The 21,877-nt window shown below is 71.3% G+C and carries 17 protein-coding genes; 7 read left to right on the forward strand and 10 right to left on the reverse strand.

All coding sequences use genetic code 11. The annotated features are described in order from the left end of the window. Positions 1-46: 46 nt before the first annotated feature. The 3 genes from R4I43_RS00695 to R4I43_RS00705 form a co-directional block, all read right to left on the reverse strand. Positions 47-2,146, reverse strand: coding sequence for an AfsR/SARP family transcriptional regulator (locus R4I43_RS00695; RefSeq protein WP_324263501.1), 2,100 nt, complete (start codon positions 2,144-2,146; stop codon positions 47-49). A gap of 147 nt (positions 2,147-2,293) precedes the next feature. Next, entirely contained in the window at positions 2,294-2,710 is a 417-nt protein-coding gene (locus R4I43_RS00700; protein ID WP_324263502.1) for a YkvA family protein, read from the reverse strand. Between the two features lie 59 nt (positions 2,711-2,769). Then, entirely contained in the window at positions 2,770-3,303 is a 534-nt protein-coding gene (locus tag R4I43_RS00705) for a Chromate resistance protein ChrB (protein ID WP_324263503.1), read from the reverse strand. 139 nt (positions 3,304-3,442) lie between these two features. Between R4I43_RS00705 and R4I43_RS00710 the strand changes: the two genes are divergently transcribed. From R4I43_RS00710 to R4I43_RS00725, 4 genes are all read left to right on the forward strand, one after another. Beyond that, on the forward strand, positions 3,443-4,801 hold the full coding sequence (locus R4I43_RS00710) for a DNA-binding protein (RefSeq protein WP_324263504.1): 1,359 nt from the start codon (positions 3,443-3,445) through the stop codon (positions 4,799-4,801). Positions 4,802-4,945: 144 nt separating this feature from the next. Further along, on the forward strand, positions 4,946-6,001 hold the full coding sequence (locus R4I43_RS00715; RefSeq protein WP_324263505.1) for a sodium:calcium antiporter: 1,056 nt from the start codon (positions 4,946-4,948) through the stop codon (positions 5,999-6,001). Between the two features lie 131 nt (positions 6,002-6,132). Beyond that, positions 6,133-6,642, forward strand: a complete 510-nt coding sequence (locus R4I43_RS00720) for a hypothetical protein (protein WP_324263506.1) — start codon at positions 6,133-6,135, stop codon at positions 6,640-6,642. A gap of 119 nt (positions 6,643-6,761) precedes the next feature. Then, positions 6,762-7,331, forward strand: a complete 570-nt coding sequence (locus R4I43_RS00725) for a hypothetical protein (RefSeq protein ID WP_324263507.1) — start codon at positions 6,762-6,764, stop codon at positions 7,329-7,331. 16 nt (positions 7,332-7,347) lie between these two features. Here R4I43_RS00725 and R4I43_RS00730 read toward each other — a convergent pair whose 3' ends face one another. The 6 genes from R4I43_RS00730 to manD all read right to left on the reverse strand — a co-directional run bounded on the left by R4I43_RS00730 (position 7,348) and on the right by manD (position 17,316). Continuing rightward, the gene (locus R4I43_RS00730) at positions 7,348-10,338 is read right to left on the reverse strand and encodes a glycine--tRNA ligase (protein WP_324263508.1); all 2,991 of its coding nucleotides are present in this window, start codon (positions 10,336-10,338) and stop codon (positions 7,348-7,350) included. A 272-nt stretch (positions 10,339-10,610) separates the two neighbouring features. Beyond that, the gene (locus R4I43_RS00735) at positions 10,611-11,915 is read right to left on the reverse strand and encodes a TRAP transporter large permease (protein WP_324263509.1); all 1,305 of its coding nucleotides are present in this window, start codon (positions 11,913-11,915) and stop codon (positions 10,611-10,613) included. After that, the gene (locus R4I43_RS00740) at positions 11,915-12,427 is read right to left on the reverse strand and encodes a TRAP transporter small permease (RefSeq protein WP_324263510.1); all 513 of its coding nucleotides are present in this window, start codon (positions 12,425-12,427) and stop codon (positions 11,915-11,917) included. The genes R4I43_RS00735 and R4I43_RS00740 overlap by 1 nt, the downstream gene beginning before the upstream one ends. Further along, positions 12,424-13,458: a TRAP transporter substrate-binding protein gene (locus R4I43_RS00745; RefSeq protein ID WP_324263511.1), complete on the reverse strand. Its 1,035-nt coding sequence runs from the start codon at positions 13,456-13,458 to the stop codon at positions 12,424-12,426. Before R4I43_RS00745 ends, R4I43_RS00740 begins: the two co-directional genes overlap by 4 nt. Before the next feature lie 11 nt (positions 13,459-13,469). After that, positions 13,470-15,989, reverse strand: a complete 2,520-nt coding sequence (locus R4I43_RS00750; protein ID WP_324263512.1) for a glycoside hydrolase family 31 protein — start codon at positions 15,987-15,989, stop codon at positions 13,470-13,472. Positions 15,990-16,077: 88 nt separating this feature from the next. Next, positions 16,078-17,316: a D-mannonate dehydratase ManD gene (gene manD / locus R4I43_RS00755; protein ID WP_324263513.1), complete on the reverse strand. Its 1,239-nt coding sequence runs from the start codon at positions 17,314-17,316 to the stop codon at positions 16,078-16,080. Between the two features lie 165 nt (positions 17,317-17,481). Here manD and R4I43_RS00760 point away from each other — a divergent pair, with 165 nt between their 5' ends. Genes R4I43_RS00760 through R4I43_RS00770 form a run of 3 tightly spaced genes read left to right on the forward strand, consistent with a single transcriptional unit; the run spans position 17,482 to position 21,312 of the window. Beyond that, positions 17,482-18,471, forward strand: coding sequence for a LacI family DNA-binding transcriptional regulator (locus tag R4I43_RS00760; RefSeq protein WP_324263514.1), 990 nt, complete (start codon positions 17,482-17,484; stop codon positions 18,469-18,471). A 52-nt stretch (positions 18,472-18,523) separates the two neighbouring features. After that, a complete protein-coding gene (gene uxaC, locus R4I43_RS00765) occupies positions 18,524-20,020 on the forward strand; it encodes a glucuronate isomerase (RefSeq protein ID WP_324263515.1) in 1,497 nt (498 codons plus the stop codon). Then, positions 20,017-21,312: a mannitol dehydrogenase family protein gene (locus R4I43_RS00770; protein ID WP_324263516.1), complete on the forward strand. Its 1,296-nt coding sequence runs from the start codon at positions 20,017-20,019 to the stop codon at positions 21,310-21,312. The genes uxaC and R4I43_RS00770 overlap by 4 nt, the downstream gene beginning before the upstream one ends. A 27-nt stretch (positions 21,313-21,339) precedes the next feature. Here the strand turns inward: R4I43_RS00770 and R4I43_RS00775 are convergent, their stop codons facing one another. Next, positions 21,340-21,849, reverse strand: coding sequence for a DUF7144 family membrane protein (locus R4I43_RS00775; protein WP_324263517.1), 510 nt, complete (start codon positions 21,847-21,849; stop codon positions 21,340-21,342). Positions 21,850-21,877 lie beyond the last annotated feature (28 nt).

A 21,877-nucleotide genomic window follows, 5' to 3' on the forward strand; every position in this document is an offset into this window, starting at 1 on the left:
GCGCAGCCGGACTCAGCCACCAATTCCCGGGCTGTTCACCGCCCGTTCAGCAGTCGTCGGGGACCGCTCCGGAGGCGAGGGCTTCGAGGCGCCGGGCGTCGTCGTAGTAGCGGTCCTCGTCGGCGAGGTAGCCGTGCAGCATCCGGAACAGCACGCCGACCAGGTCCTGCATGCCCGCCTTGGCGGCGCTCTCGGCCGCGCACATGAGGTTTGGGCGCTCGGTTTCCAGCCAGTTCACCGCCGATTCCTGGTTCGACAGGGTCGGCATCACCACCGGGCGCGGCAGGCCGCCCGCATCGGGATCGCGGTGGGGCTGCAGGATCCGCATCGCCTGGTCGGCGGTGTGCAGGTAGAAGCCGAGCAGCCGGGCCACGATCGCCGGCTGGTCCTGCTCGAGTTCGGCGAGCTCGGCGGCGTAGTCGCCGAGCAGCGCGTGCATCTCGTAGCGCCCGTAGCTGATCTCGGTGAGCAGGTGCGCGCGGACCAGCACGTCCAGCAGCCGCCTGGTGGTCTGCACGTCGTCGGCGCCGAGCAGCGCGGTGAGCGCGAAGACGCCGATGCGGTGACCGGCGTGCCTGCAGGTGAACCCGTAGAGCCGGAACAGGCGCGCGGCGTCGTCGGGCAGGTTGCGGTAGGACCAGGAGAACACCGCGCGCACCGAGGTGTGCTCGTCGCCGGTGTCGAGCGCGTCGAGGCCCCGCTGCTCGTCGGTGAGCTCATCGAGCAGCTCGCCGACGTCCCGGCTGGTGCTCTGGTGGATGCGTTCGGCGGCGACCCGCAGCGCCAGCGGCAGCCGGGCGCACCGCTCGATCAGCGGCCGCGACGTCTCGGCGCTCATGACCTGCTCGCCCAGCCGGTCGGTGAGCAGCGCGTGCGCCTCTTCGGAGTCCATGCGGTCGAGCACCAGCCGGTAGGCGCCGTCCCGGGCGGTGAGCCCGGACAGCGAGTCGCGGCTGGTGACGACCACGAAGCTCGTGGGCGTGCCGGGCAGCAGCGGCCGGACCTGGCCCGGTGCGGCGGCGTTGTCCAGCACGATGAGCATCCGCCGCTGGTCGACGACGGTGCGGAAGCGGGCGGCGCGCTCGGTGGCGTCGGCGGGGATCGCATCGCCCGGGATGCCCAGGGAGCGCAGGAATCCGGCGAGCACCTCGCTGGTGGTCAGCGGCTGGTCCGGGCCGTAGCCGCGCAGGTCGACGTAGAGCTGCCCGTCGGGGAAGCGGTCCCGCGCGGCGTGCGCCCAGTGCGTGACCAGCGCCGACTTGCCGACGCCCGCGGTACCGGCGACGACCGCGATCGGCACCTCGGGTTTCTCGCTGAGCCGGTCGAGTTCGGCCAGCGCGGCGTCGCGGCCGACGAAACCCGGTACGTCGTGCGGGAGTTGAGCCGGGCGCGTGGCCGGACGCGCGGTGGGCGGCTCGAACTCGATGTGCTCGCCGGCGAGGATGCGCTGCTCCAGCTCCCGCAGCGCGGGACCGGGTTCCAGGCCGAGCTCGTCGACGACGGTGCGGCGCGCGCGGCGGTAGACGGCCAGCGCGTCGGCTTGCCGGCCGGAGCGGTACAGCGCGGTCATCAGCAGCGCGTGCAGGCGTTCCCGCAGCGGGTTCTCGCGCACCAGCTCGGAGAGCTCGGCGATGATGAAAGCGTGCCTGCCGCAGTCGAGTTCGGCCCCGTGCAGCTGTTCGAACGCGACCAGGCGGCGTTCGTCGATGCGCTGCGCCTCACCGGCCAGCTCCGCGAGGTCGAGGTCCTGGTACGGGGATCCGCGCCACAACCGCAGTGCTTGGCGGAGCATGTCGGTGCGCCGCTGCGGGTCGAAGTTGCGCTCGGCGAGGTCCAGCAGCGTTTCGAAGCGCTCCACGTCGAGCTCGTCGGGTTCGACCTGCAACCAGTAGCCGCCCGCGTCGGAGACCAGGCGTTCCGGCTCTCCGAGGGTCTTTCGCAGCCGGTGCACCAGCAGGTGCAGCTTGCTGCCGCCGCGCCGCTCCGGTTCGCCGCCCCACAGCGCGGTCGAGAGCCATTCAGCGGAGACGGGCGTGTTGGCGTGCGCGAGGAGCAGGGCGAGCAAGCGCTGCCGCAGCAGACCGGGAACCGGCACCTCCACGGTCCCGTGCCGCACCCGAACAGGTCCCAGCACGTCGAACCGCACCGGATTTGCACCCCCAAGGAGGACGATGTCGAACGGATAGATCGAGTTTCCTCGGGTTCGGGGTTTCCGCGCAAGAAATTCGGCGGCATTTCTCGAGAAATGCCGCCGACGATTCACCGGTGTATTCCAAAAGTGGGAAATCTTCGCTCAGTCCGGCGTGCGTTGCGGCAACCCGGCCAGCCGCGACAGCGCGGCGAACCCCTCGTCGGAACCCGGCCAGTGCCGGTGCACGGCGTCCGGGCCCGCCCGGCGGACCACCGAGCGCAGCACCGCCACCACCACGATCGCGTCGTCGGCGTAGCCGAGCACCGGGACGAAGTCCGGGACGAGGTCGAACGGCAGCGCGAGGTAGGCCAGCAGCGCACCGAGCCGCAGCCGCACCCCGCGCGGCATCGTCGGGTCGGCGGCCAGCCTGCGCAGCAGGCGCAGGGTGTCGGGGAGCAGCCGCAGCGCCTCGGCGAGCGTCCCCTTGCGCGGGCACATCACCAGCAGGACCACCACGAGCGCCAGCCACACCAGCAGCAGGCCCGCGGCGACGCTCAGCAGGGTGGTCACGACCGTCATGCTGGAAGTGTAACCGCGGTTAGATTTCGCAGGTAGAGGTGACACCTGCGACGGACGTCTCAGCCGTTCACCTCGGCCGCGTAGACCCGCTCGGCGAAGCTGTCGAGCGATCGGGCGCAGCGCTCGACCGCCTCGACGGCGTCGGCACCGCGCGGCGCGGCGAGGGTGTCGCGAACCCGGATCTTGTCCAGCCAGCGGCGGAGCTTGGCGAGGTCCTCCTCGTTCTCCTCCAGCTCGGCGTAGGTGAACTTGCCCGCCTCGGACTCCTTGTCGAGCTCGGCCTGGAAGTCCTCGCAGCGCGACAGGACCTCGTCGTACTCGGCGTCGCGGGCGGCGTTGAAAGCGGCGACGACCTCGTCCTGACCGGCCAGCGCCTCGGCGCGCAGCAACTGAGCGGTGCCGCCCATCCCCTCGATCTCGGCCCGGAGCTTGCGCAGCGTCCGCTCGGAGTCCGCCGACTCCGGCAGCACCGCCACGGAGTTGGCCAGGTACACCGCACCGGCGGCCTTCAACCGGCGCCACACCGTGGCCCGCAACCGCGTCGGCTCACCGGGCACCCGGTACACCAGCATCAACCACGCCCCACCTGTCACACCCCCAGTCTCCCGCACTCCCCGGCACCCTCACCCAACCCGCGTGGCCTGCGAAGACGGGTTGAGCGGCCCCGCTGAGATCGATAGCCTGTGATGGGGGTCACGGTGGGGTTCGTTCGCGATGGGCAGGTGGCTACCGGTGACGATCAGTTCGGGCGCCCTCGCTCAAGCCTGGGAGGACTTCGCCGCCGGTCGTGACGTCGTGCGCGGCGTGCGCCCGGAGATCCTGGCGTCGTGGACGCGCTGCCGGGACCAGTACGACGTCGACCCGGGGCTGCGAACCGCGCCCGGCGCGCCTGAGCACGTCGAGCACTGCCTGGAGCAGGAAGTCATCCTCGCCGAGCTCGGCGGGCTCGCGGCCGTCGCCGGGCGGGAGGTGGAGCGCTCCGGCGGCGTCGTCGCGGTCGCCGACGGCGGCGGCCGCATCCTCGCCTGCTACGGCGATCCCGAAGCCCAGCGGCGCGCCGACGCCAGCAACCTCGCGCCCCGCTCGGCGTGGGCCGAGGACACCACCGGCACCAACGGCCTGGGCACGGCCCTGGAAGCCGCGGGGCCGGTGACCGTGACCGGCGCCGAGCACTGGTGCGCGGGCTTCCACGAGTGGGCCTGCGCGGGCGTCGCGGTCCGCGACGTGGTCACCGGCAGCCCGATCGGCATGCTCGACGTCTCCCGCTGGGGCGAGCCGCTGTCCGGCCAGGTCACGGGATGGCTGGAGCGCGCGGCCGCCGGCGTCGAAGCGGAGTTGCACCGGCGCGCCGTCACCGACGCCAGGCGGCTGGTCTCCGGGTTCGCCGAGCAGGCGCCCCGGACGCGCAACCCGCTGCTGGGCGTGGACCTCGGCGGACGTGCGGTGATCGGCAACGACGAGGCCGCCGACCTGCTCGGACTCCCCCGCCGGACACCGATGATCTCGCCGGGCGAGCGCCGCTCCCCCGACATCCCAGAGCTGTCGTCGGTGGTGCGCTGGGCCGCCGGGCGCGCCGCCGGTGCCCCTGGCTGGACGGGATCCGCGCTGCTCGCGGTGTCCCTCGGCGAGGCGCCCACCCCGGTCACCCTGCGGCCGCTGCGCGCCGACGCCCGGCTGGTCGGGTTCACCTGCGTGTTCGGCGTCGAGGACGGCGAGCCGCACGTCCCGCGCGGCGGGCACGGCCTCAACTCCGCCCCGGACCGCATCATCGGCGTGCGCAACGACCGCCTGGTCGTGCTGCTGCCCGCGGAGATCCGCTACGCCGAGGCCGACCGCAACACGGTGTGGCTGAGCACCGACCGCGGCCGGATCCAGGCGTCGATGCGCGGGCTCGACCACGTCGACCAGGCGCTCGCGCCCTACGGCTTCTGCCGGGTGCACCGGCGGTTCCTGGTCAACATGCGCCGCGTCGCCGAGCTCGAACGGGGCGGCAAGGGCGAGTTGCTGCTGATCACCGACCCGCGCGCACCGGAGTTCATCCCGGTTTCGCGCAGGCACGTGGCGCAGGTGCGGCGGCTGCTCGGTGTGTGACCGCCGGTTGTCCTCGCGCACCCGCTCGTTGCGGATGGGCCACCGGCCGTCGCGCGACGGCTTGCCACCCGGTTGCAGCGCCGCCAAGGTGATTCGGCCAGGTGTTTTCGGCTTCGCACCGCCCGCACGAGGTTTCGAGGTGTCATGCAAGCGATGCTCATCTTCGCCGCCGGGGCTGCTCTGCTGATCTACAGCGCGGAGAAGCTGGTCGGCTACCTGGTGGGAATGGCGGCAGGACTGCGGATTTCGCTGTTCTTGCTGGCCATCATCTTCACCGGTATCGAGTTCGACGACATCTTCCTGGGCGTTGCGCTCAACCTGGAGGACCTCGACGGGGTCGCCCTGGGCATCGTGTTCGGCACCGCCCTGTCGCTGCCCGGCGTCGTGCTGGCGCTGGCCGCGATCTTCACCCCCACGAAGGTGAACATCCCGCGCGACTACCTGCTGCTGTTCGCCTGCGCACCGCTGGTGCTGGTCGGGTTCGTGGCGTTCGCGCCGATGAGCGCGTTCACCGGCGTGGTGCTGCTGGCGCTGTTCGCGGCGTTCCTCGGCTACGTCGTGGTGCGCGAATCCCGGGGTGCGCGGCCGGTGTTCCGCGACGCCGAGCTGTACGAGGCGTTCGCGGCGGTCCACGACGGCGGTGGCACGGCGGTGGCGGAGCTGCCGCCGGACGTGCCGAAGGAGCCCGGCTTCGCCGAGCGGATGCCGTTCTCCTCCGCGCGCGAGCTGCCCGGCTGGGCCGGTGCCGCGCTCGCCGTGCTCGCGCTGCTGGGCCTGATCGTGGGCGCGTGGGCCACCGGCGTGGGCACCGAGGGGATCCTGGAGGAGTTCGGGCTGGAAGGCACCCTGTTCGGCGCGACCATCGCCACGCTGGTGCTGACCATCGAGGACATCTTCCTCACCGTCGAGCCCGCGAGGCGCGGTGCTCCGGAGATCGGCGTCGGCAACGTCATCGGCAGCGTCGTGTTCTCGGTGACCGGCAAGCTCGGCATCATCCTGCTGGCCGGCGGGCTCGTGGTCGATTCCAGCGTGCTCGGCTGGCACCTGCCCGCGCTGGTCGTGCTCACCGCGCTGGCCGCGTGCTTCCTGTCCACCGGGCGCCTCCGCCGCTGGCACGGCTTCGTGCTGCTCGCCGGGTACGTCCTGTACTGGGCGGTCAGCTACGGCGTGCTGGGCATCGTCCCCGTCGAACTCGACTGAGGCGGAAACCCGCCTCCACCGGGCGAAAGACGATCTGCTCGAACAAAGATGCACGTCACCGCCGCGGCAACCCCGGGCGCGTCCTGGACGTCTGCTGTGTGTTGGACGTACCGACTCACTGGGGAGTGAACATGCGACGTGCACTGGGGATCGCGGGAGTGCTGGCAGCGGCCGTGACGGTCGGGGGCGGCGGGATCGCGAGCGCCGAGCCGGAACCCGTCCCGCTCGGACCGGACTGCTACGAGGCGCTCTGCCTGGGCCAGTCCGAACAGGACGCGCTGACCACCGGCCTGGTCGTCGACGAGACGCCGGGCGAACCGGCGCGCTGCAACGTCCTGGACTTCCGGCCCGAGGAGGGCCAGGGCCACCCGGGCAACGGCGTGTTCGTCCACCCCGAGCAGGGCGTGGTGCAGATCCAGGGCACCGACAACATGCGGACCCCCGAGGGCGCGGGCTTCGGCCAGACCCTCGACCAGGTGAAGACCATCTACCCGGACCTGTACCAGTACCCGCCGATGGACTTCACCTACGCCCACGACATCCCGGACCGCCCGGGCCAGCGCTACGTCTTCGCGTTCAAGGAGGACGGCCACCTCGCCGACTTCGGCCTGGCGAACACGGCCGGCATGGACGCCTGCTGACCCGGAACTTCGAACCGTCTTCGCAGGTCGAGGGCATCAGGGTCAGATCTCAGGGTTGGGTCCTCCCCGGGGCGCCGCTAGCGTTCGAGCAACGTCCGCACGTCCCCGGGAGACCGCCCGTGACCCGACCGCCCCACGAGGAGCAGGCCCGCGAACTCGCGGCCACGACCGGCCGCAGCTACGACGACGCGTTGCGCCTGGTCCACATCGAGCACAAGACCAGGCTCACCGTCGAGGAGGCCGAGTTCGCGCTCGGCCACCCGCTCGCGGTGCTGGCCGAAGGGCCCACCGAACCCGAGGTCGTCGGCACCTCCGGGCTCGGACCGCTGCTGCGGGACGTGCGGCTGGCCTACGGCACCGGCCGCTTCCCGGACGTCGTGGTGATCACCAGCATCCGGATGTCCGGTGAGGACGTCGAGGAGCGCCTGCTGACCGAGGTGCTGCACAACTTCCTGCGCTTCCGCGACAAGTCCCACGAGGAGCTCAAGCGGACCAGTCCGAGGGAGAGCTGGGACCGCGCCAACGCCGCGGTTCCCGAACCCGCCGAGCTCACCTTCGCCGGCGCCACCACCCAGGCGACCCGGATCAGCGCCGACGGGTTCACCGCCCTGCGCGTGCCCTACCTGCACGGCCAGGTCGTCGTGGGCACCAGCAGCACCAGCACCCCGGCACTCGACCTCACCAGCTGAGCCACGCCTCCGCGGGTCAGAGGGCTCGCCAGTCGAGGATCTGGTCGGCGAGGCTGGTGATGGTCGCCAGCAGGCCCAGGCGGGCCGCGCGCAGGCCTGGGTCCTCGGCCATGACCATGACCTCGTCGAAGAACGTGTTGATCGGGACGACCAGCGGTCCGGCGATCGCGGTGAACTCGGCGAGGGTGGTGCTGCCCGACAGCCGCTCGGCTACCTCGGCGACCGCGGCGTGCAGGTCGCGCTCGGCCTGGTCGGTGAGCGCGGCCGCGTCGTAGGTGGGCTCGGTGCCCTCCGGGACGATGCGGCGGGCCCGCTGGATCACCGCGACCAGGGCGGCGAAGTCCTCGTCGTTGATCCGCTTCTCCAGCTCGGCCAGCGTCGTGTCGGCCACGGCCGGGGCGTCGGCGAGCGGGAGGACGGCCTGCACGAGCCGGTGCTCGTGGTCGGCGTCGAGGAGCTGCTGCTCGTAGCGGCGGACGATGAAGTCGTGCGCCTCGGCCAGCGCCTCGTCGCTGAGCGTCGACCCCTGCGCGGCGACCTCGGCGCGCGCCGCCACCAGACCGGCGCGCAGCGTGACGGCGCTGGCGGCCGGGGCGGCGCGCAGGATCGTCACCGCACCACCGGCGGCGCGGCGCAGGCCGAACGGGTCGGAGCTGCCGGTCGGGTTGGCCCCGATCGCGAACAGGCTCGCGAGCAGGTCGAACCGGTCGGCCAGCGCCAGCACCGCGCCCGGGTTGGTCTCCGGGAGCTTGTCGCCGGCCCCGCGCGGCTGCTCCATCTCGGCGAGGGCCGTTGCCACAGCGGGGGTTTCGCCCGCGCGGAGCGCGTACTCGCGGGCCATCGTGCCCGCCAGGCCGGAGAGCTCGACGACCATCTGCGAGGCCAGGTCGAACTTCGCCAGCTCACCCGCGCGCGCCACGGTCGCCTGGTCGTCCTCGGACAGCCCGGTGGTGCCGCCGAGGGCGACGGCGACGCGGGCGATGCGGTCGGCGCGGTCGGCCATCGAACCGAGGCGCTCCTCGAAGGTCAGCTTGTGCAGGCCTTCGCGCAGTTCCTCGGGCTCGCGCTTGAGGTCGGCGCGCCAGAAGAACGCCGCGTCCTCGTAGCGGGCGCGCAGCACCGACTCGTTGCCCTCGCGGACCAGGTCGGTGTCGCAGTCCCCGTTGGCCACGGCGATGAAGTGCGGCAGCAGACCGCTCTCGCCACGCACCGGCAGGTAGCGCTGGTGCTTGCGCATCACGGTGGTGAGGATCTGCTCGGGCAGTTCCAGGTAGCGCTCGGCGAACCCGCCGAGGATCGGGTTGGGCCGCTCGACGAGGTTGGTGACCTCGTCGACCAGGCCCGCCTCACCGGCGAAGTCGACGGTGCCACCGACGCTCGCGGCGAGCTCGGTGGCGGTGCCGACGATGCTGCGGCGGCGCTCGGCGGCGTCGGCGACGATGCCGTGCCCGGCCAGGAACTCCAGGTAGCCGTCGGCGGAGGGCACCGCCACCTCGGGCTCGGCGGCCGTGCGGTGCACGCGGGTCGTGGTGCCGCTGAGCAGCGAGGACACCGCCACCGGCAGCGGGGTGTCGCCGAGCAGCGCCAGCAGCCAGCGGACCGGGCGGCTGAACGACAGCTTCGGGTCGCGCCAGCGCATGTTCTTGTCGGCCCGCAGCTCGCCGACCTGCTGGGCGAGCAGTTCGGACAGCACGGCCGGGGCGGTGCGGCCCTGCTCGGTGCGCACGACGGCGACGTGCTCGACGCCGTCGGCCTCGACGCGGCTGAGGTCTTCGGGCGCCACGCCGTGCTTGCCGGCGAAGCCCTGCGCGGCCTTGGTCGGCGTGCCGTCCTCGCCGAAGGCGGCGGAGGTTTTCGGCCCGCGCACGGTCCGCTCGGCGTCGGGCTCGGCGGGGGCGACGTCGGCGACCTGCAGGATGATCCGGCGCGGCGTGGCGTGGGCGCTGATCTCGCCGTGCGCCAGGCGGGTTCCGGCGAACTTGGACTCCAGCGAGTCCCGCACCGAACCGGCCATCGTGGACACGTCGGCGTGCGGGAGCTCCTCCAGCCCGATCTCGAACAGCAGCGTCGCCGGTTCGCTCACCACCGGCAGCTCGCCGGCCGCGGCGGGCGGCGTGGCTTCGACGACGCCGAGCGGGTGGCCGAGCTCTTCGCGGCGCTCGGCCCACAGCTGGGCGACGCGGCGGGTGAGGCTGCGCATCTGCCCGAAGGCCTTGGCGCGCTCGGTGGTGCTGATCGCGCCGCGCGCGTCGAGCACGTTGAACATGTGGCTGCACTTGAGCACGTGCACGTAGGCCGGCGAGGGCAGCCGCAGGTCCAGCAGCCGGTCCGCTTCGGCGGCGCTGGTGTCGAACATGCGTTGGGTGGCCTCGATGTCGGCGTCGTCGAGGTAGTAGCGGCTCATCTCGTACTCGGACTGGCCGAAGATCTCGCCGTAGGAGACGCCGTCGGAGTACTGGATGTCCTTGAAGTGCTCGACGCCCTGCAGCGCCATGATGATGCGCTCGATGCCGTAGGTGATCTCCACCGACACCGGGTCGAGCACCAGGCCACCGGCCTGCTGGAAGTAGGTGAACTGCGAGATCTCCAGCCCGTCGAGCCAGACCTCCCAGCCCAGGCCCCAGGCGCCCAGGGCGGGCGAGGCCCAGTTGTCCTCCACGAAGCGGATGTCGTGCGCCTCGGTGTCGACGCCGAGCGCTTCGAGGCTGCCCAGGTAGAGCTCCTGCGGGTTGCCCGGGTCGGGCTTGAGGATGACCTGGAACTGGGTGTGGGTCTGCAGCCTGTTCGGGTTCTCGCCGTAGCGGGCGTCGTCGGGCCGGACGCTGGGCTCGACGTAGCCGACGTGCCACGGTTCAGGACCCAGCACCCGCAGCATGGTGGCGGGGTTGGCGGTACCCGCTCCGACCTCGGTGTTGAACGGCTGCATGATCATGCAGCCTCGTCCGGTCCAGTAGCGCTGCAGCGCCAGCAGCGCGTCCTGCATCGTCGGTGTGCTGCTCTCGGTCACCGGTTCCGAACCCTTCATCGCCCGTGGTCGTGTGGATACTCTGGGTTTTTCGAACACGCGCATTCTGCCACGCTCGGGTTCGGCCGCTGCTCGCCGTCATCGGCCGGGAGCGCGCCACCACCGCGCTCGACGCGGACGAGGCCGCAGCCCGATCTTCCCGCCCACGTCGGTCGATCACCGTCCACACCGGACGCGGTCTGCCGGATCAGCAGCGCGCCCCGAAACGAAGAAGAGCGCCCTGCGCGGGGCAGGGCGCTCTTCCAGCGGAGGAGCTACTCGAGCAGGCCCATCATGCCCGGCAGCGCCAGGGACAGCGCGGGGATGAAGGTGACGGCGATGAGCAGCAGGATCAGCCCGGCGAAGTGCGGGATCAGCTTCGGGACGACTCGTTCGATCGACTCCCCGCTCACGCTGGTCCCGACGAACAGGACCGAACCGACCGGCGGTGTCATGGTGCCGATGCACATCGCGAGGATGAGCACCATGCCGAACTGGACCGGGTCCATACCGAGCTCTTCGGAGATCGGCAGCAGGATCGGGGTGAAGATGAGGATCGCCGGTGTGATGTCCATGAACGTGCCCACCACCAGCAGCACCACCAGCATCAGCCCCAGGATGACCACCCGCGAGTCCGAGACCGACAGCAGCGCCTCGGTGATCGCCGCCGGGATGCCGGTGTAGGCCATCACCCACGACATTCCCGTGGAGGCCGCGATGAGGAACATGACGACGCCGGTCGCGACGACCGTTCGGGTCACCACGTCCTTCAAGGCCGTCCACGACATGCTCCGGTACGCCAGCGACAGCACCAGCGTGTACAGCACGGCCACCGCCGCGCCCTCGGTCGCGGTGAAGACGCCGAACACGATGCCGCCCACCACCACGACGATCAGCAGCAGGCCGGGCAGCGCCCGGAACAGGCACCGGATGGCCTCGCTCGAGGTGACGCGGGCGGCCTTCGGGTACTCCGCCCGCCGGGTGACGACGAAGGCGATCACCATGATCACCAGGCCCATCAGGATGCCCGGCACGTAGCCCGCCATGAACAGCGCCGAGACGGACACGCCACCCGCCACGGTCGAGTAGACGATCGCGGCCGTCGTCGGCGGGATGAGCAGCCCGGTCGGGGCCGAGGCGATGTTGACCGCGGCCCCGAACGCCGGGTCGTACCCGGCTTCGCGCTGGCGATCGTGCAGCGTGCTGCCGATCGCCGCGGCCGACGCCACGGCCGAGCCGGACAGCGCGCCGAACAGCATGTTCGCCAGCACGTTGGTGTGCGCCAGCGCGCCGGGAACCCGGCCCACCACGACCAGCGCCAGGTCGACCAGGCGGCGGGCGATGCCGCCGGTGTTCATGATGTTGCCCGCGAAGATGAACAGCGGGACGGCCAGCAGCGAGAAGCTCTCGAGGCCGACGTTCATCTGCTGCCCGATGATGTAGGTCGAGTCGTCCCACGGCAGGAACGCCAGCGCGGTGACGAACGAGGCGACCCCGAGCGAGACCGAGATCGGCACGCCCCCGAACAGCAGGACGAAGAACGCGCCGAACAGGATGGCGACAGCGGCCAGAGCACTCATCAGTCCGTCCCCTCCGTCTCGATCGAGACCTCACCGATGAGGTCCTCCCAGATGTTGAGCACCTGCGCGAACGCGATCGCCAGCCCGGCGACCGGGCCGATCGCGTAGACCAGGCCCCGGGAGATGCCCAGCAGGGCCGAGTAGTTGGCGGCCGCGCTGAACGCCAGCATCGTGCCGCCGATCACCAGCACGACCACGGCGAAGACCAGCACGAGCACGTCCGAGCCGAGGACCAGCGCCCGCCGGGTCGCCGGCGAGAACCGGTCCACCAGGACGGCGAGCGCCATGTGCTTGCGGTGGAGGAACGCGTACGCGGCGCTGACCATCGACGTCCAGATGAGCGCGTAGCGCACGAGCTCCTCGGTGAAGGCCGCGGGCGAGCCGACGACGTAGCGGGTGAAGACCTGGTACAGCACCAGCAGGGTCATGATGACGAGCAGGGCACCGGCTAAGCCCGCCAGCGCGCCGCCGAGCGCTCGTCGCACCCCGTGCAGTCGATCGAGTGCGGTCATGGTGTGCCTCGCTTCCCGGCCGTGATGACGGAGAGGAGTTCCGCGACCTCCGGGTGCTGCCGGGCGTAGGAGTCGACCACCGGCCGGGACGCTTCGCGGAAGGACGTGGTGTCGACGTCGGTGATGAACTCGACGCCCATCGCCTTCGCCTCGGCGATCGCCTGCTCGGTGGTCTTGGCCCAGTCGGCCTTCTGCTGCTCGGTCGAAGCTCGGGCGGCGTCGGCGAGCATCTGCTCGTCGGCCGGGGCGAGCCGCTCCCACGTCTGGGTGCTGATCACGAGCACGTCGGGGATCCGGGTGTGCTCGGTCTTCGAGAACGCGTGGGAGACCTCGCCGTGCGCGCTCTCGGTGAGCACCGTCTCGTTGCTCTCGGCGCCGTCGATCAGGCCGGTCTGCAGCGAGGTGTAGGTGTCGCTGAAGGCCATCACGACCGGGGCGGCGCCCAGACCGCCGACCAGGTCGGTCTGCGATCGCATGTCCTGCACGCGGATCTTCATCCCGCGCAGGTCTTCCGGGGTGCGCACCGGTGTGTTCCGGGTGTAGAAGGACCGCGCGCCGGAGCTGTAGTAGGTGAGTCCGACGAAGCCCTCGTCCTCCGTCGATCGGAAGTACTCGGCCATCTGAGGCGAATCCATCACCTCGTAGAACTCCTGCTCGGAGTTGAAGACGTAGGGCAGACCGAAGGTGTGGTAGCCGGGGGCGTAGGTCGCCAGGCCCGGTGCGCTGGTGCGGGTCATGTCGACGATGCCCTCGTGCAGCTGGCCGAGCACGTCGGGTTCGGCGCCCAGCTGACCGTTGCCGTAGATCTTGACCACGACGCGGCCGCCGCTGCGCCGCTTGACGTCCTCGGCGAAGGAGGCCAGCGCTCGGGAGGTGACGTGGTCGTCATCGAGGTTGTTCGCCAAGGTCAACACCAAGGGGTTCTCGGGCGTCGCCTCAGCGCTCGTTCGCGCGCCGGACGCCGGCGCGCACGCGGCGAGGGCCGCAACGAGGACCAGGGCGACGGTGCCGCTGATCAATCGATTCCTCATGGCTGCCTTTCTCACATGCCGATCATGTCGACGGGCTCGAACGAGATCGTGACGGCGAGATCGCCGCCGGGGTCGGGGGTCTTGATCAGCACGGATCCGAGCTCGATGTCGTAGTGCCAGCCGACTTCCGCCGCGTCGAAGCGACCGCGGTGGAGGTGCTGCGGGAGGCGGGTGCCGTCGAGGGCGACCCAGTGCGGGCACTGCCCGGGCCGGACGACGTCGAACAGGAGTCGCTCGACGGTGCTCCGGTGCTCACCGCGCCGGGTCAGCTCCAGGCGCACCTGCTCGCCCGCGGTCATCCGGACATCGGTCTCGCGGAACGCGCCGTCCTCGTGAGCGCGGGTGAGGCCGTCGTCCTCGTAGAGGGTGAAGTGGGCGTCGCGCTCGGGCACGCAGATCAACCGCAGGTCCGTCACCGCGTCCCGGGTGAGGCTGTGCAGCTGGTTCTCCGCGACCGGCACGATGCCGCCGCCGCGCAGGAACAGCGGGATCGAGCCGAGGTCCACCGGCAGTTCCACGACCTGCCCGCCCTCGTGGCGCTCCCGGGTCCAGGCGTCGTAGAACACCTCGCCTTCCGGGAGCCGGACGACGCGGGTGCTCGCCCCCGGGGTGAGCACGTTGGCGACGAGCAGCGCGTCGCCGAGCATGAACTCCTCGGACGTCTCGTCGAGGGTGGCGTCGTTCTGGAACGCGCTGACCAGCGGTTCCATGATCGGCCATCCGGTCGCCGCAGCGCGCGCCGCGAGCGAGTACAGGTACGGGAAGAGCCGGTAGCGCAGCTTGATCGCGTCCCGCACGTGGTGCGTGTGGGCGGGGTGCATCCACGGTTCGGTCACCGTGTTGTCGGAGTTGACCGAGTGGATCGAGAACCGCGGTTGGAAGACGCCGTGCTGCACCCACCGCACCAGCAGCTCGGGCTCGGGTGCGGGGCCGTGGAACCCGCCGATGTCGCAGCCGTGGTGCGGGAATCCGGACAGGCCCATCCCGAGGATCGTGGCGATGTTGTGCCGCAACGACTCCCAGGACGTGGAGTTGTCGCCCGCCCAGCTCTGGGCGTAACGCTGGATTCCCGCGTGGCCGGAGCGGCACACGATGTAGGGGCGGGCCGCCGGGTTCGTCGCGGCGATGCTGTCGCGGGTCACCCGGCACATCAGGTTCGGCATGACGTTGCGCAGCCGACCGATGGTCGCGCCTGCGCCTTCGAAGTCGACGCCGGAATCGGCGTCGATGATGCCGTCGTACTCGCAGTTGTCGTTCCAGACCGACGTCGTGCCCTTGTCCAGGACCGCTTCGGTGAGCCAGCGCTGCCACGCCTCGCGGGCGGCGGGCTTGGTGAAGTCGACGAACCTGCCCGGTCCGCCCCACCACGCGCCGACGGCGGGGCCGTCACCGGCCGTCGCGGCGGCGTCGGCGCTGCGGGTGACGAAGACGTCCGCGCTGCTGAACTCCTCGATGCGGGGGTGGACGTCGAGGACGCCGGGTTTGACGTTCGGCGACACGGTGATGCCACGCTCGGCCATCGCGGCGAAGAACCCCTCGGGGTCGGGGAAGCGGCGCTCGTTCCAGGTGAAGACGCACCGCTTCGACCCGGCCTCCGTGTCCTGCGCCGTGTAGCCCGAGGACAGCTGGAAGCCGTCGACGGGGATGTCCTCGGCCCTGGCGATGTCGATGAACTCGGTGATCGCGCGGTCGCTGTCGGCGTCGAGCTCGGAGTAGTACATCGACGAGGCGAGGTAGCCCAGGGCGTACTTGGGCAGCAGCGGCGGCCTGCCGGTCAACGCGGTGTAGCGCTGCACGACGTCGCGGATGCCCGGGCCGGCGATCAGGAAGAGGTCGACGTCGCCGCCGTCGGCGCGGTAGCGGCTGTGCGGCGGCCAGTAGTTGCTGCGCTCCCGGCCGAGGTCGAAGTCGCAGTCGTGGGTGTTGTGGTAGAAGTACCCGACCGCTTTGCGGTTCTGCCTGTTCATCTTCAGGTAGAACGGGATGTGCTTGTACAGCGGGTCGGTTTCGCGCGGGTCGTAGCCGAGGGCGTCCTTCGGGCTCATCGTGATGAGCTTCTGCGCCTTGTCCAGCGGGCCCGTGGTCTCGCCGAAGCCGTAGAAGGCGTCGTCCCGCGAGATCTCGCTGGTGTGGATGCGGCGACCGTTGGAATCCTGCAGGTACCCGAGGCCGACGACGTCCGAGTGCAGCAGGGTGCCCTCGTCGTCGTGGACGCGGATCCGGAACGGGTCCTTCTCGATGTCCACGCGGAGGTTCCCGCCGGTCACCCTGACGACGTCGCCCAGGTCGTCGACGTCGAGCGGCAGCGGCGTCACCCGCGTGCGCTCGGGCCCCATGAACTCGTCGAGCCGGTCCGGCCACGCCGTCGTGGTGAGCGTGTAGGACTCCTCGGCGAAATCGCCGTCGAAACCGGCCCGGACGCGCAGGATTCCGTCGGCCACGACGATGAGCCGGATCTCGACGCCATCGGTGTGGACGTCGACCCGGTCACCGGCTCGTTCCACTCGCTCGACTCGTGATGTGACGCGCACGTGAACTTCTCCCGATCTGGCGGGCATCGCTGCCGAGCTGGCAGCGCCGACGGTGTCAAGGATGGGGCAGCAGAGGCGGTGGCGGACGTCACCAGTCGTGGACCGTTCCGTCCTGGAGCCGGTTCACCGGCAGGTACGCCCGCTCGTAGGGGTGCTCGGCCGCCAGGGCCTCGTCGAAGTGGATGCCCAGACCGGGCTCCTCGCTCGGCCGCAGGCCACCGCCGGCGAACTCGTGCGTCGGCCCGAACACCTCCCGCGTCCGTTCACTGTGGACCATGTACTCCTGGATGCCGAAGTTGTGCAGCGCCATGCCCAAGTGCACTGCGGCCGCCAGCCCGATCGGCGAGACGTCCGTCGGCCCGTGCATGCCGGACTTGACCTGGTACATCGCCGCGTAGTCCATGATCCGGCGCACGCTGCTGATGCCGCCCGCGTGCGTGATCGGCGAGCGCACGTAGTCGATGAGCTGCTCGCGGATCAGGTGCTGGTAGTCCCACACGGAGTTGAACACCTCGCCGATGGCGAGCGGCGTCGTGGTGTGGTGGCGCACCCAGCGCAGCGCCTCCTGGTTCTCGGCCGGGGTCACGTCCTCGAGCCAGAACAGGTCGTAGGGCTCCAGCGACTTGCCCAGCTTCGCCGCCTGGATCGGGGTGAGCCGGTGGTGCGCGTCGTGCAGCAGCGCCACGTCCTCGCCGAACTCGCCGCGGACGGCTTCGAACACCGAGGGCACGTGGCGCAGGTAGGCGCGGGTGTCCCAGCTCTCCTCCGCGGGCAGCGCCGAGCGGCGGGCGGGTTCGTAGTCGTAGCGCGTGTCGTCCCCGATCGAGGCGGCCGCGCTGGAGGCGACGCCGTACACCGAGTCCAGCCCCGGCACGCCCGTCTGGATGCGGATCGCCCGGAAGCCCTCCTCGAGGTGCGCGCGCACCGAGTCGAACAGCTCGGGGATGTCCTTGCCGCTGGCGTGGCCGTAGACCAGGCACCGCTCGCGGGAGGCCCCGCCGAGCAGCTGGTAGAGCGGCAGTCCGGCGACCTTGGCCTTGATGTCCCACAGGGCCGTGTCCACGGCGGCGATCGCGGCCATCGTGACCGGACCGCGCCGCCAGTACGCGCCGCGGTAGAGGTACTGCCAGGTGTCCTCGATGGCGTGCGCGTCGCGTCCGACCAGCAGCGGGACGACGTGGTCGGTGAGGTAGCTGGCCACCGCCAGCTCCCGGCCGTTGAGCGTGCCGTCGCCGTAGCCGACCACCCCGTCGTCCGTGGTGATCTTCAGCGTGACGAAGTTGCGCCCGGGGCTGGTGACGATGACGTCTGCGCGCTCGATGAGCACTGGTCCTCCTTGACTGGAACGACGAGCGGTCGCCTGTCCGCCGGGTCCTGGTGATCGGTGCGGTGGCCGCCTCGTGGTCGGTTCAACGTAGGAGCCACCCCCTAGACTGGCAATCAGTTGCCATTTGTTGCCAACATCAACAGCGCAGGGCCACGGAGGTACGCGGTGGACGGGACCAAGCCGACGATCTACGACGTCGCGCAGCGCTGCGGCGTCGCGGCCTCCACCGTGTCGCGGACCTTCTCGCACCCCAGCCGGGTCAACCCCGCCACCCGTGAGAAGGTGCGCGCCGCCGCGGAGGAGATCGGTTACCTGCCCAGGCCGCTGGCGCGCGCGGAGGCGCCCGGCCGCACGCGGACGATCACCCTGGTCGTCACCGACATCGCCAACCCGTACTACGTGCCGCTGATCAAGGCGGCCCAGTCCCAGGCGCTGGAGAAGGACTACACGCTCGCGCTGACCGACAGCGACGAGTCACCGCACGTCGAGGCCAGCAACCTGCGGCAGCTGCTGGCCACCACCAGCGGCGCCATCCTCGCCACCTCCCGCCTGTCCGACGACGTCATCCGCCAGATCGCCGAGCACCGCCCGCTGGTCATCGTCAACCGCGAGATCGAGGGAATCCCCAGTCTCGTGGTCGACACCGCGGGTGGGATGCGCAAGGCCGTTCGGCACCTGGCCGCCATCGGGCATCGCCGCATCGCCTACCTCGCCGGTCCCCGCAACTCATGGATCAACAGCGCGCGCTGGCGTGCCATGAAGGACGAATCCGGCTCGCTCGGTCTCGACGCGACGTTCCTGGGCCCGCACGTGCCGAACGTGCAGGGCGGCCACGAAGCCGCCGACGCCCTGATGCTGGAGCGCGCGACCGCCGCGATCGCCTACAACGACCTCATCGCCATCGGCGCCCTGCAGCGCGTGCAGGCGGCCGGCGTCAGCGTGCCCGCGGACTTCAGCCTCATCGGGTGCGACGACATCTTCGGCTCGGACCTGACCTCCCCCGGCCTGACCACGATCGCCGGTCCGACCGAACGGCTCGGCCGGTCCGCCGTCGATGCCTTGCACGCCCAGCTCACCCATCACGCGCGGATCGATCCCACGCTCTTCGACGCCCACCTCGTGACCCGGGGCTCCACCGGCGCTCCACGCGCATGACAACTGATGGCAACTAGTTGCATCCGTTGCGCCCGATGACCACGCTGCCGGTATGGAACGCGGCACGGCAGCAACTCCCGGGTCCCCGCACGGCCACGAGCACGACTCCCCCGCCCCGCCTCGCTCGACCGGCCGGGTACCGCTGGCCCCGCACCCGGACCGGCTCCTCCCGCCGGAACCGTCCCAGCGGGGCATCGCGCGGCGGCTCTACGAGAGCGTGCGCGACCTCCCGCTGATCAGCCCGCACGGTCACGTCGACGCCCGGCTGCTCGCGACCGACGAGGCGTTCACCGACCCCGCGTCGCTGCTGGTCACGCCCGACCACTACGTCACCCGCCTGCTGCACTCCCACGGCGTGCCGATGGCCGACCTCGGACTGCGCGACAGCACCGGCGACACCGCCCCGGCCCAGCCGCGGGAGGTGTGGCGGACCTTCTGCGAGCACTGGCACCTGTTCCTCGGCACCGCGTCCCGCGGCTGGCTGGAGGCCGAGCTGCACGACGTGCTCGGCGTGACGGTGCAGCCCTCTGCCGACACCGCCGACGAGCTGTTCGACGAGCTCACCGCGCGGTTGCGCGAGCCCGAGTTCCGGCCGCGCGCGCTGCACGACTCGTTCGCGATCGCAGTGCTGGCCACCACCGACGACCCGGCCGACGACCTGTCCCACCACCGGGCCTTGGCCGAGGACCCGTCCTGGTCGGGCCGCGTCGTGCCGACCTTCCGACCCGACCGCCACCTCGACGCGACCGGCTCCGGCTGGACGGCGGCGCTGGACGACCTGGCCGCCGCCAGCGGCATCGACACCGGCGACTACGACGGGCTCGTCCGGGCGTTGGAGGACCGCCGGGAGCACTTCCGCGCGCACGGCGCCACCGCGACCGATCACAGCGCCCCCGATGCGCGCATGGCGTTCCTGGACATCGCCGAGGCGCGGCGCTTGTTCGAGGCGGTCCGATCCGGCACGGCCACCACCGAGGACGCGCGGCTGCTGTCGCAGCAGCTGCTCGGCGAGATGGCCCGGATGTCCAGCGAGGACGGCATGGTCATGGCGCTGCACACCGGCAGCAGGCGCAACCACCACCCGGACACGCTGCGCCGGTTCGGACCCGACACCGGCCACGACATCCCGCTGCAGGCGGAGTTCACCCGCGCGCTGCAACCGATGCTGGAGCGCTTCGGCACGAACCCGCGGTTCCAGACGGTGCTGTTCACCCTGGACGAGACGGTGTTCTCCCGCGAACTCGCTCCCCTCGCCGGGTTCTACCCCTCGGTCTACCTGGGCGCACCGTGGTGGTTCCTCGACGCTCCCCGCGCCATGCGCCGCTTCCGCGACGCCATCACCGAAACCGCCGGCTTCTACCGGAGCGCGGGTTTCATCGACGACACCCGCGGGTTCTGCTCCATCCCAGCCCGCCACGACACGGCCCGCCGGGTGGATGCCGCCCACTTGGCCGGACTCGTCGCCGAGCACGTGCTCAGCGAGGACGACGCCGCCCGCATCATCCACGACCTCCACGACCGCCAGCCGCGAAGGGCGTTCCGCCTGTGACGACACGACTGACCCGCGCTTCCGCCCAGGCGCGCCCGCCCGCTCCGGTGCGCGCCGTCCACCTCGGACTCGGCGCGTTCCACCGGGCCCACCAGGCCGTCTACACGATGGCCGACCCGGAGTGGGGCATCGCGGCGTACACGTTCCGCAACACCGAACTGCCGCGCAGGCTCGCCGAGCAGGACGGCCTGTTCTCGCTGCAGGTGCGCGGAGAGGGACAACCGGAGGCCGTGATCGTCGATGCGATCAGCCGGGCTCATCCCGGTGGCGACACCGACCAGTGGCTCGCCGATCTGGCGTCGCCGGACGTGGCGCTGCTGACGCTGACGATCACCGAGGCCGGGTACCGGGGTGATCAGGACGGGAGCGCGATCGGCCGCGTCCTGGCCGGTCTGCGCGGGCGGCACCGCGCCGGCGGCGCCCCGATCGCACTCGTCCCCTGCGACAACCTCCCCGGCAACGGCGGCGTGCTGCGCGAGGCGCTGCGCACCGCCGCAGCGGGAGAGGCGCCGGACTTCCGCTCGTGGCTCGAGGACCAGGTGTCCTACGTCGACACGGTCGTCGACCGCATCACGCCCGCCACGACCGAGGAGGACGTCGCCACCGCCGCGCAGCTCACCGGGTTCGAAGATCGGGCTCCCGTGGTGACCGAACCGTTCAGCGAGTGGCTGCTGTCCGGGGACTTCCCGCTCGGCAGGCCCGCGTGGGAGAAGGCCGGGGCCCGGTTCGTCGACGACCTCTCGGTGTACGCGCAGCGCAAGCTCCGGTTCCTCAACGGGGCGCACACCTTGCTGGCCTACGCCGGCTCCGCGCTGGGCTGCGCGACGGTCGACGAGGCCGTCCAGCACCCGGTGCTGGCGAACTTGACCGCGTCGTGGTGGGACGTCGCGGCGCGCCACACGCCGCTGCCCGCATCGGAGTTGGCCGACTACCGGCAGCGCCTGCTGCTGCGCTTCTCCTCCCGCGGGGTGCGGCACAACCTGGTGCAGATCGCCGCCGACGGTTCCCAGAAGCTCCCCGCTCGGATCCTGCCGGTGCTGCGCGCCGAGCGCGCCGTGCAGCGGATGCCGGAGGCCCCGGTCGCGGCCTTGGCCGGGTGGCTGATCCACCTGCGCGACGGACCGGTCAGCGATCCCCGGGCCGACGAGCTGGTCCCGCTGGCCCGGTCGAGGGACGCCGCACGGCGCGTCCTGTCCGCGCTGGACACCGCCCTGGCCGACGACGCCGGCCTGGTCTCGGCCGTGGAGGACCACGTCGAGCACCTGCGGCTCTCCGCCGAGCGCATCTCGTGATACCGGTCAGGCCGGGAGCCGCCGCGGTCAGGCGACGGCGTCCCGGTCCGGAACCACCATGGCGTACATGACGAGCACCGCGAGCGCGATCGAGGCGAGGCTCCAGAGCGGGAACGCCGCCATGAACGCGAGGTGCGCGATCGCCGACAGCCCGGCCAGGCCGACCCCGATCATCCGGGCCCACCGCTGCCCCGCGAGGCAGCCCGCACCGGTCAGCACCGCCAGGATGCCGACGGCCAGCCAGATGTAGCCCCAGGCGCCGAAGTCGAACACCAGCAGCTCGTCGCCGTCGGCCACGAAGTAGTCGGGCCGCAACAGCGACGTGAGCCCGGAGATGACGTTGAAGGCCCCGGCCAGCACCAGCATCCAGCCGCCGAAGGCCAACCACCCCGAACCGGCGGCGTCGGACCTGGCCCGGGACACCGCCCACTCCCGACCCGCCTCGGGCGCCCGCGGCTCGGACACCTGCTGCTCAGGCACCCCCTGCCCTGCGCGATGCTGGCCACCGGCCTGCTTGCCGGTCTCCGGACTGGACATCTCGACCGCCCCCTCCTAGTGGAACTCC

Origin of the sequence: Saccharopolyspora mangrovi, from assembly GCF_035320975.1 — a bacterium.
Taxonomy (GTDB): Bacteria; Actinomycetota; Actinomycetes; order Mycobacteriales; family Pseudonocardiaceae; genus Saccharopolyspora; species Saccharopolyspora mangrovi.

Excerpts from the sequence above, each read along its gene's own strand:
- R4I43_RS00700 (WP_324263502.1), bottom strand. The coding sequence starts at position 2,710 with ATGACGGTCGTGACCACCCTGCTGAGCGTCGCCGCGGGCCTGCTGCTG.
- R4I43_RS00735 (WP_324263509.1), bottom strand. The coding sequence starts at position 11,915 with ATGAGTGCTCTGGCCGCTGTCGCCATCCTGTTCGGCGCGTTCTTCGTC.
- R4I43_RS00715 (WP_324263505.1), top strand. The coding sequence starts at position 4,946 with ATGCAAGCGATGCTCATCTTCGCCGCCGGGGCTGCTCTGCTGATCTAC.
- uxaC (WP_324263515.1), top strand. The coding sequence starts at position 18,524 with ATGGAACGCGGCACGGCAGCAACTCCCGGGTCCCCGCACGGCCACGAG.
- R4I43_RS00740 (WP_324263510.1), bottom strand. The coding sequence starts at position 12,427 with ATGACCGCACTCGATCGACTGCACGGGGTGCGACGAGCGCTCGGCGGC.
- R4I43_RS00745 (WP_324263511.1), bottom strand. The coding sequence starts at position 13,458 with ATGAGGAATCGATTGATCAGCGGCACCGTCGCCCTGGTCCTCGTTGCG.
- R4I43_RS00720 (WP_324263506.1), top strand. The coding sequence starts at position 6,133 with ATGCGACGTGCACTGGGGATCGCGGGAGTGCTGGCAGCGGCCGTGACG.
- R4I43_RS00775 (WP_324263517.1), bottom strand. The coding sequence starts at position 21,849 with ATGTCCAGTCCGGAGACCGGCAAGCAGGCCGGTGGCCAGCATCGCGCA.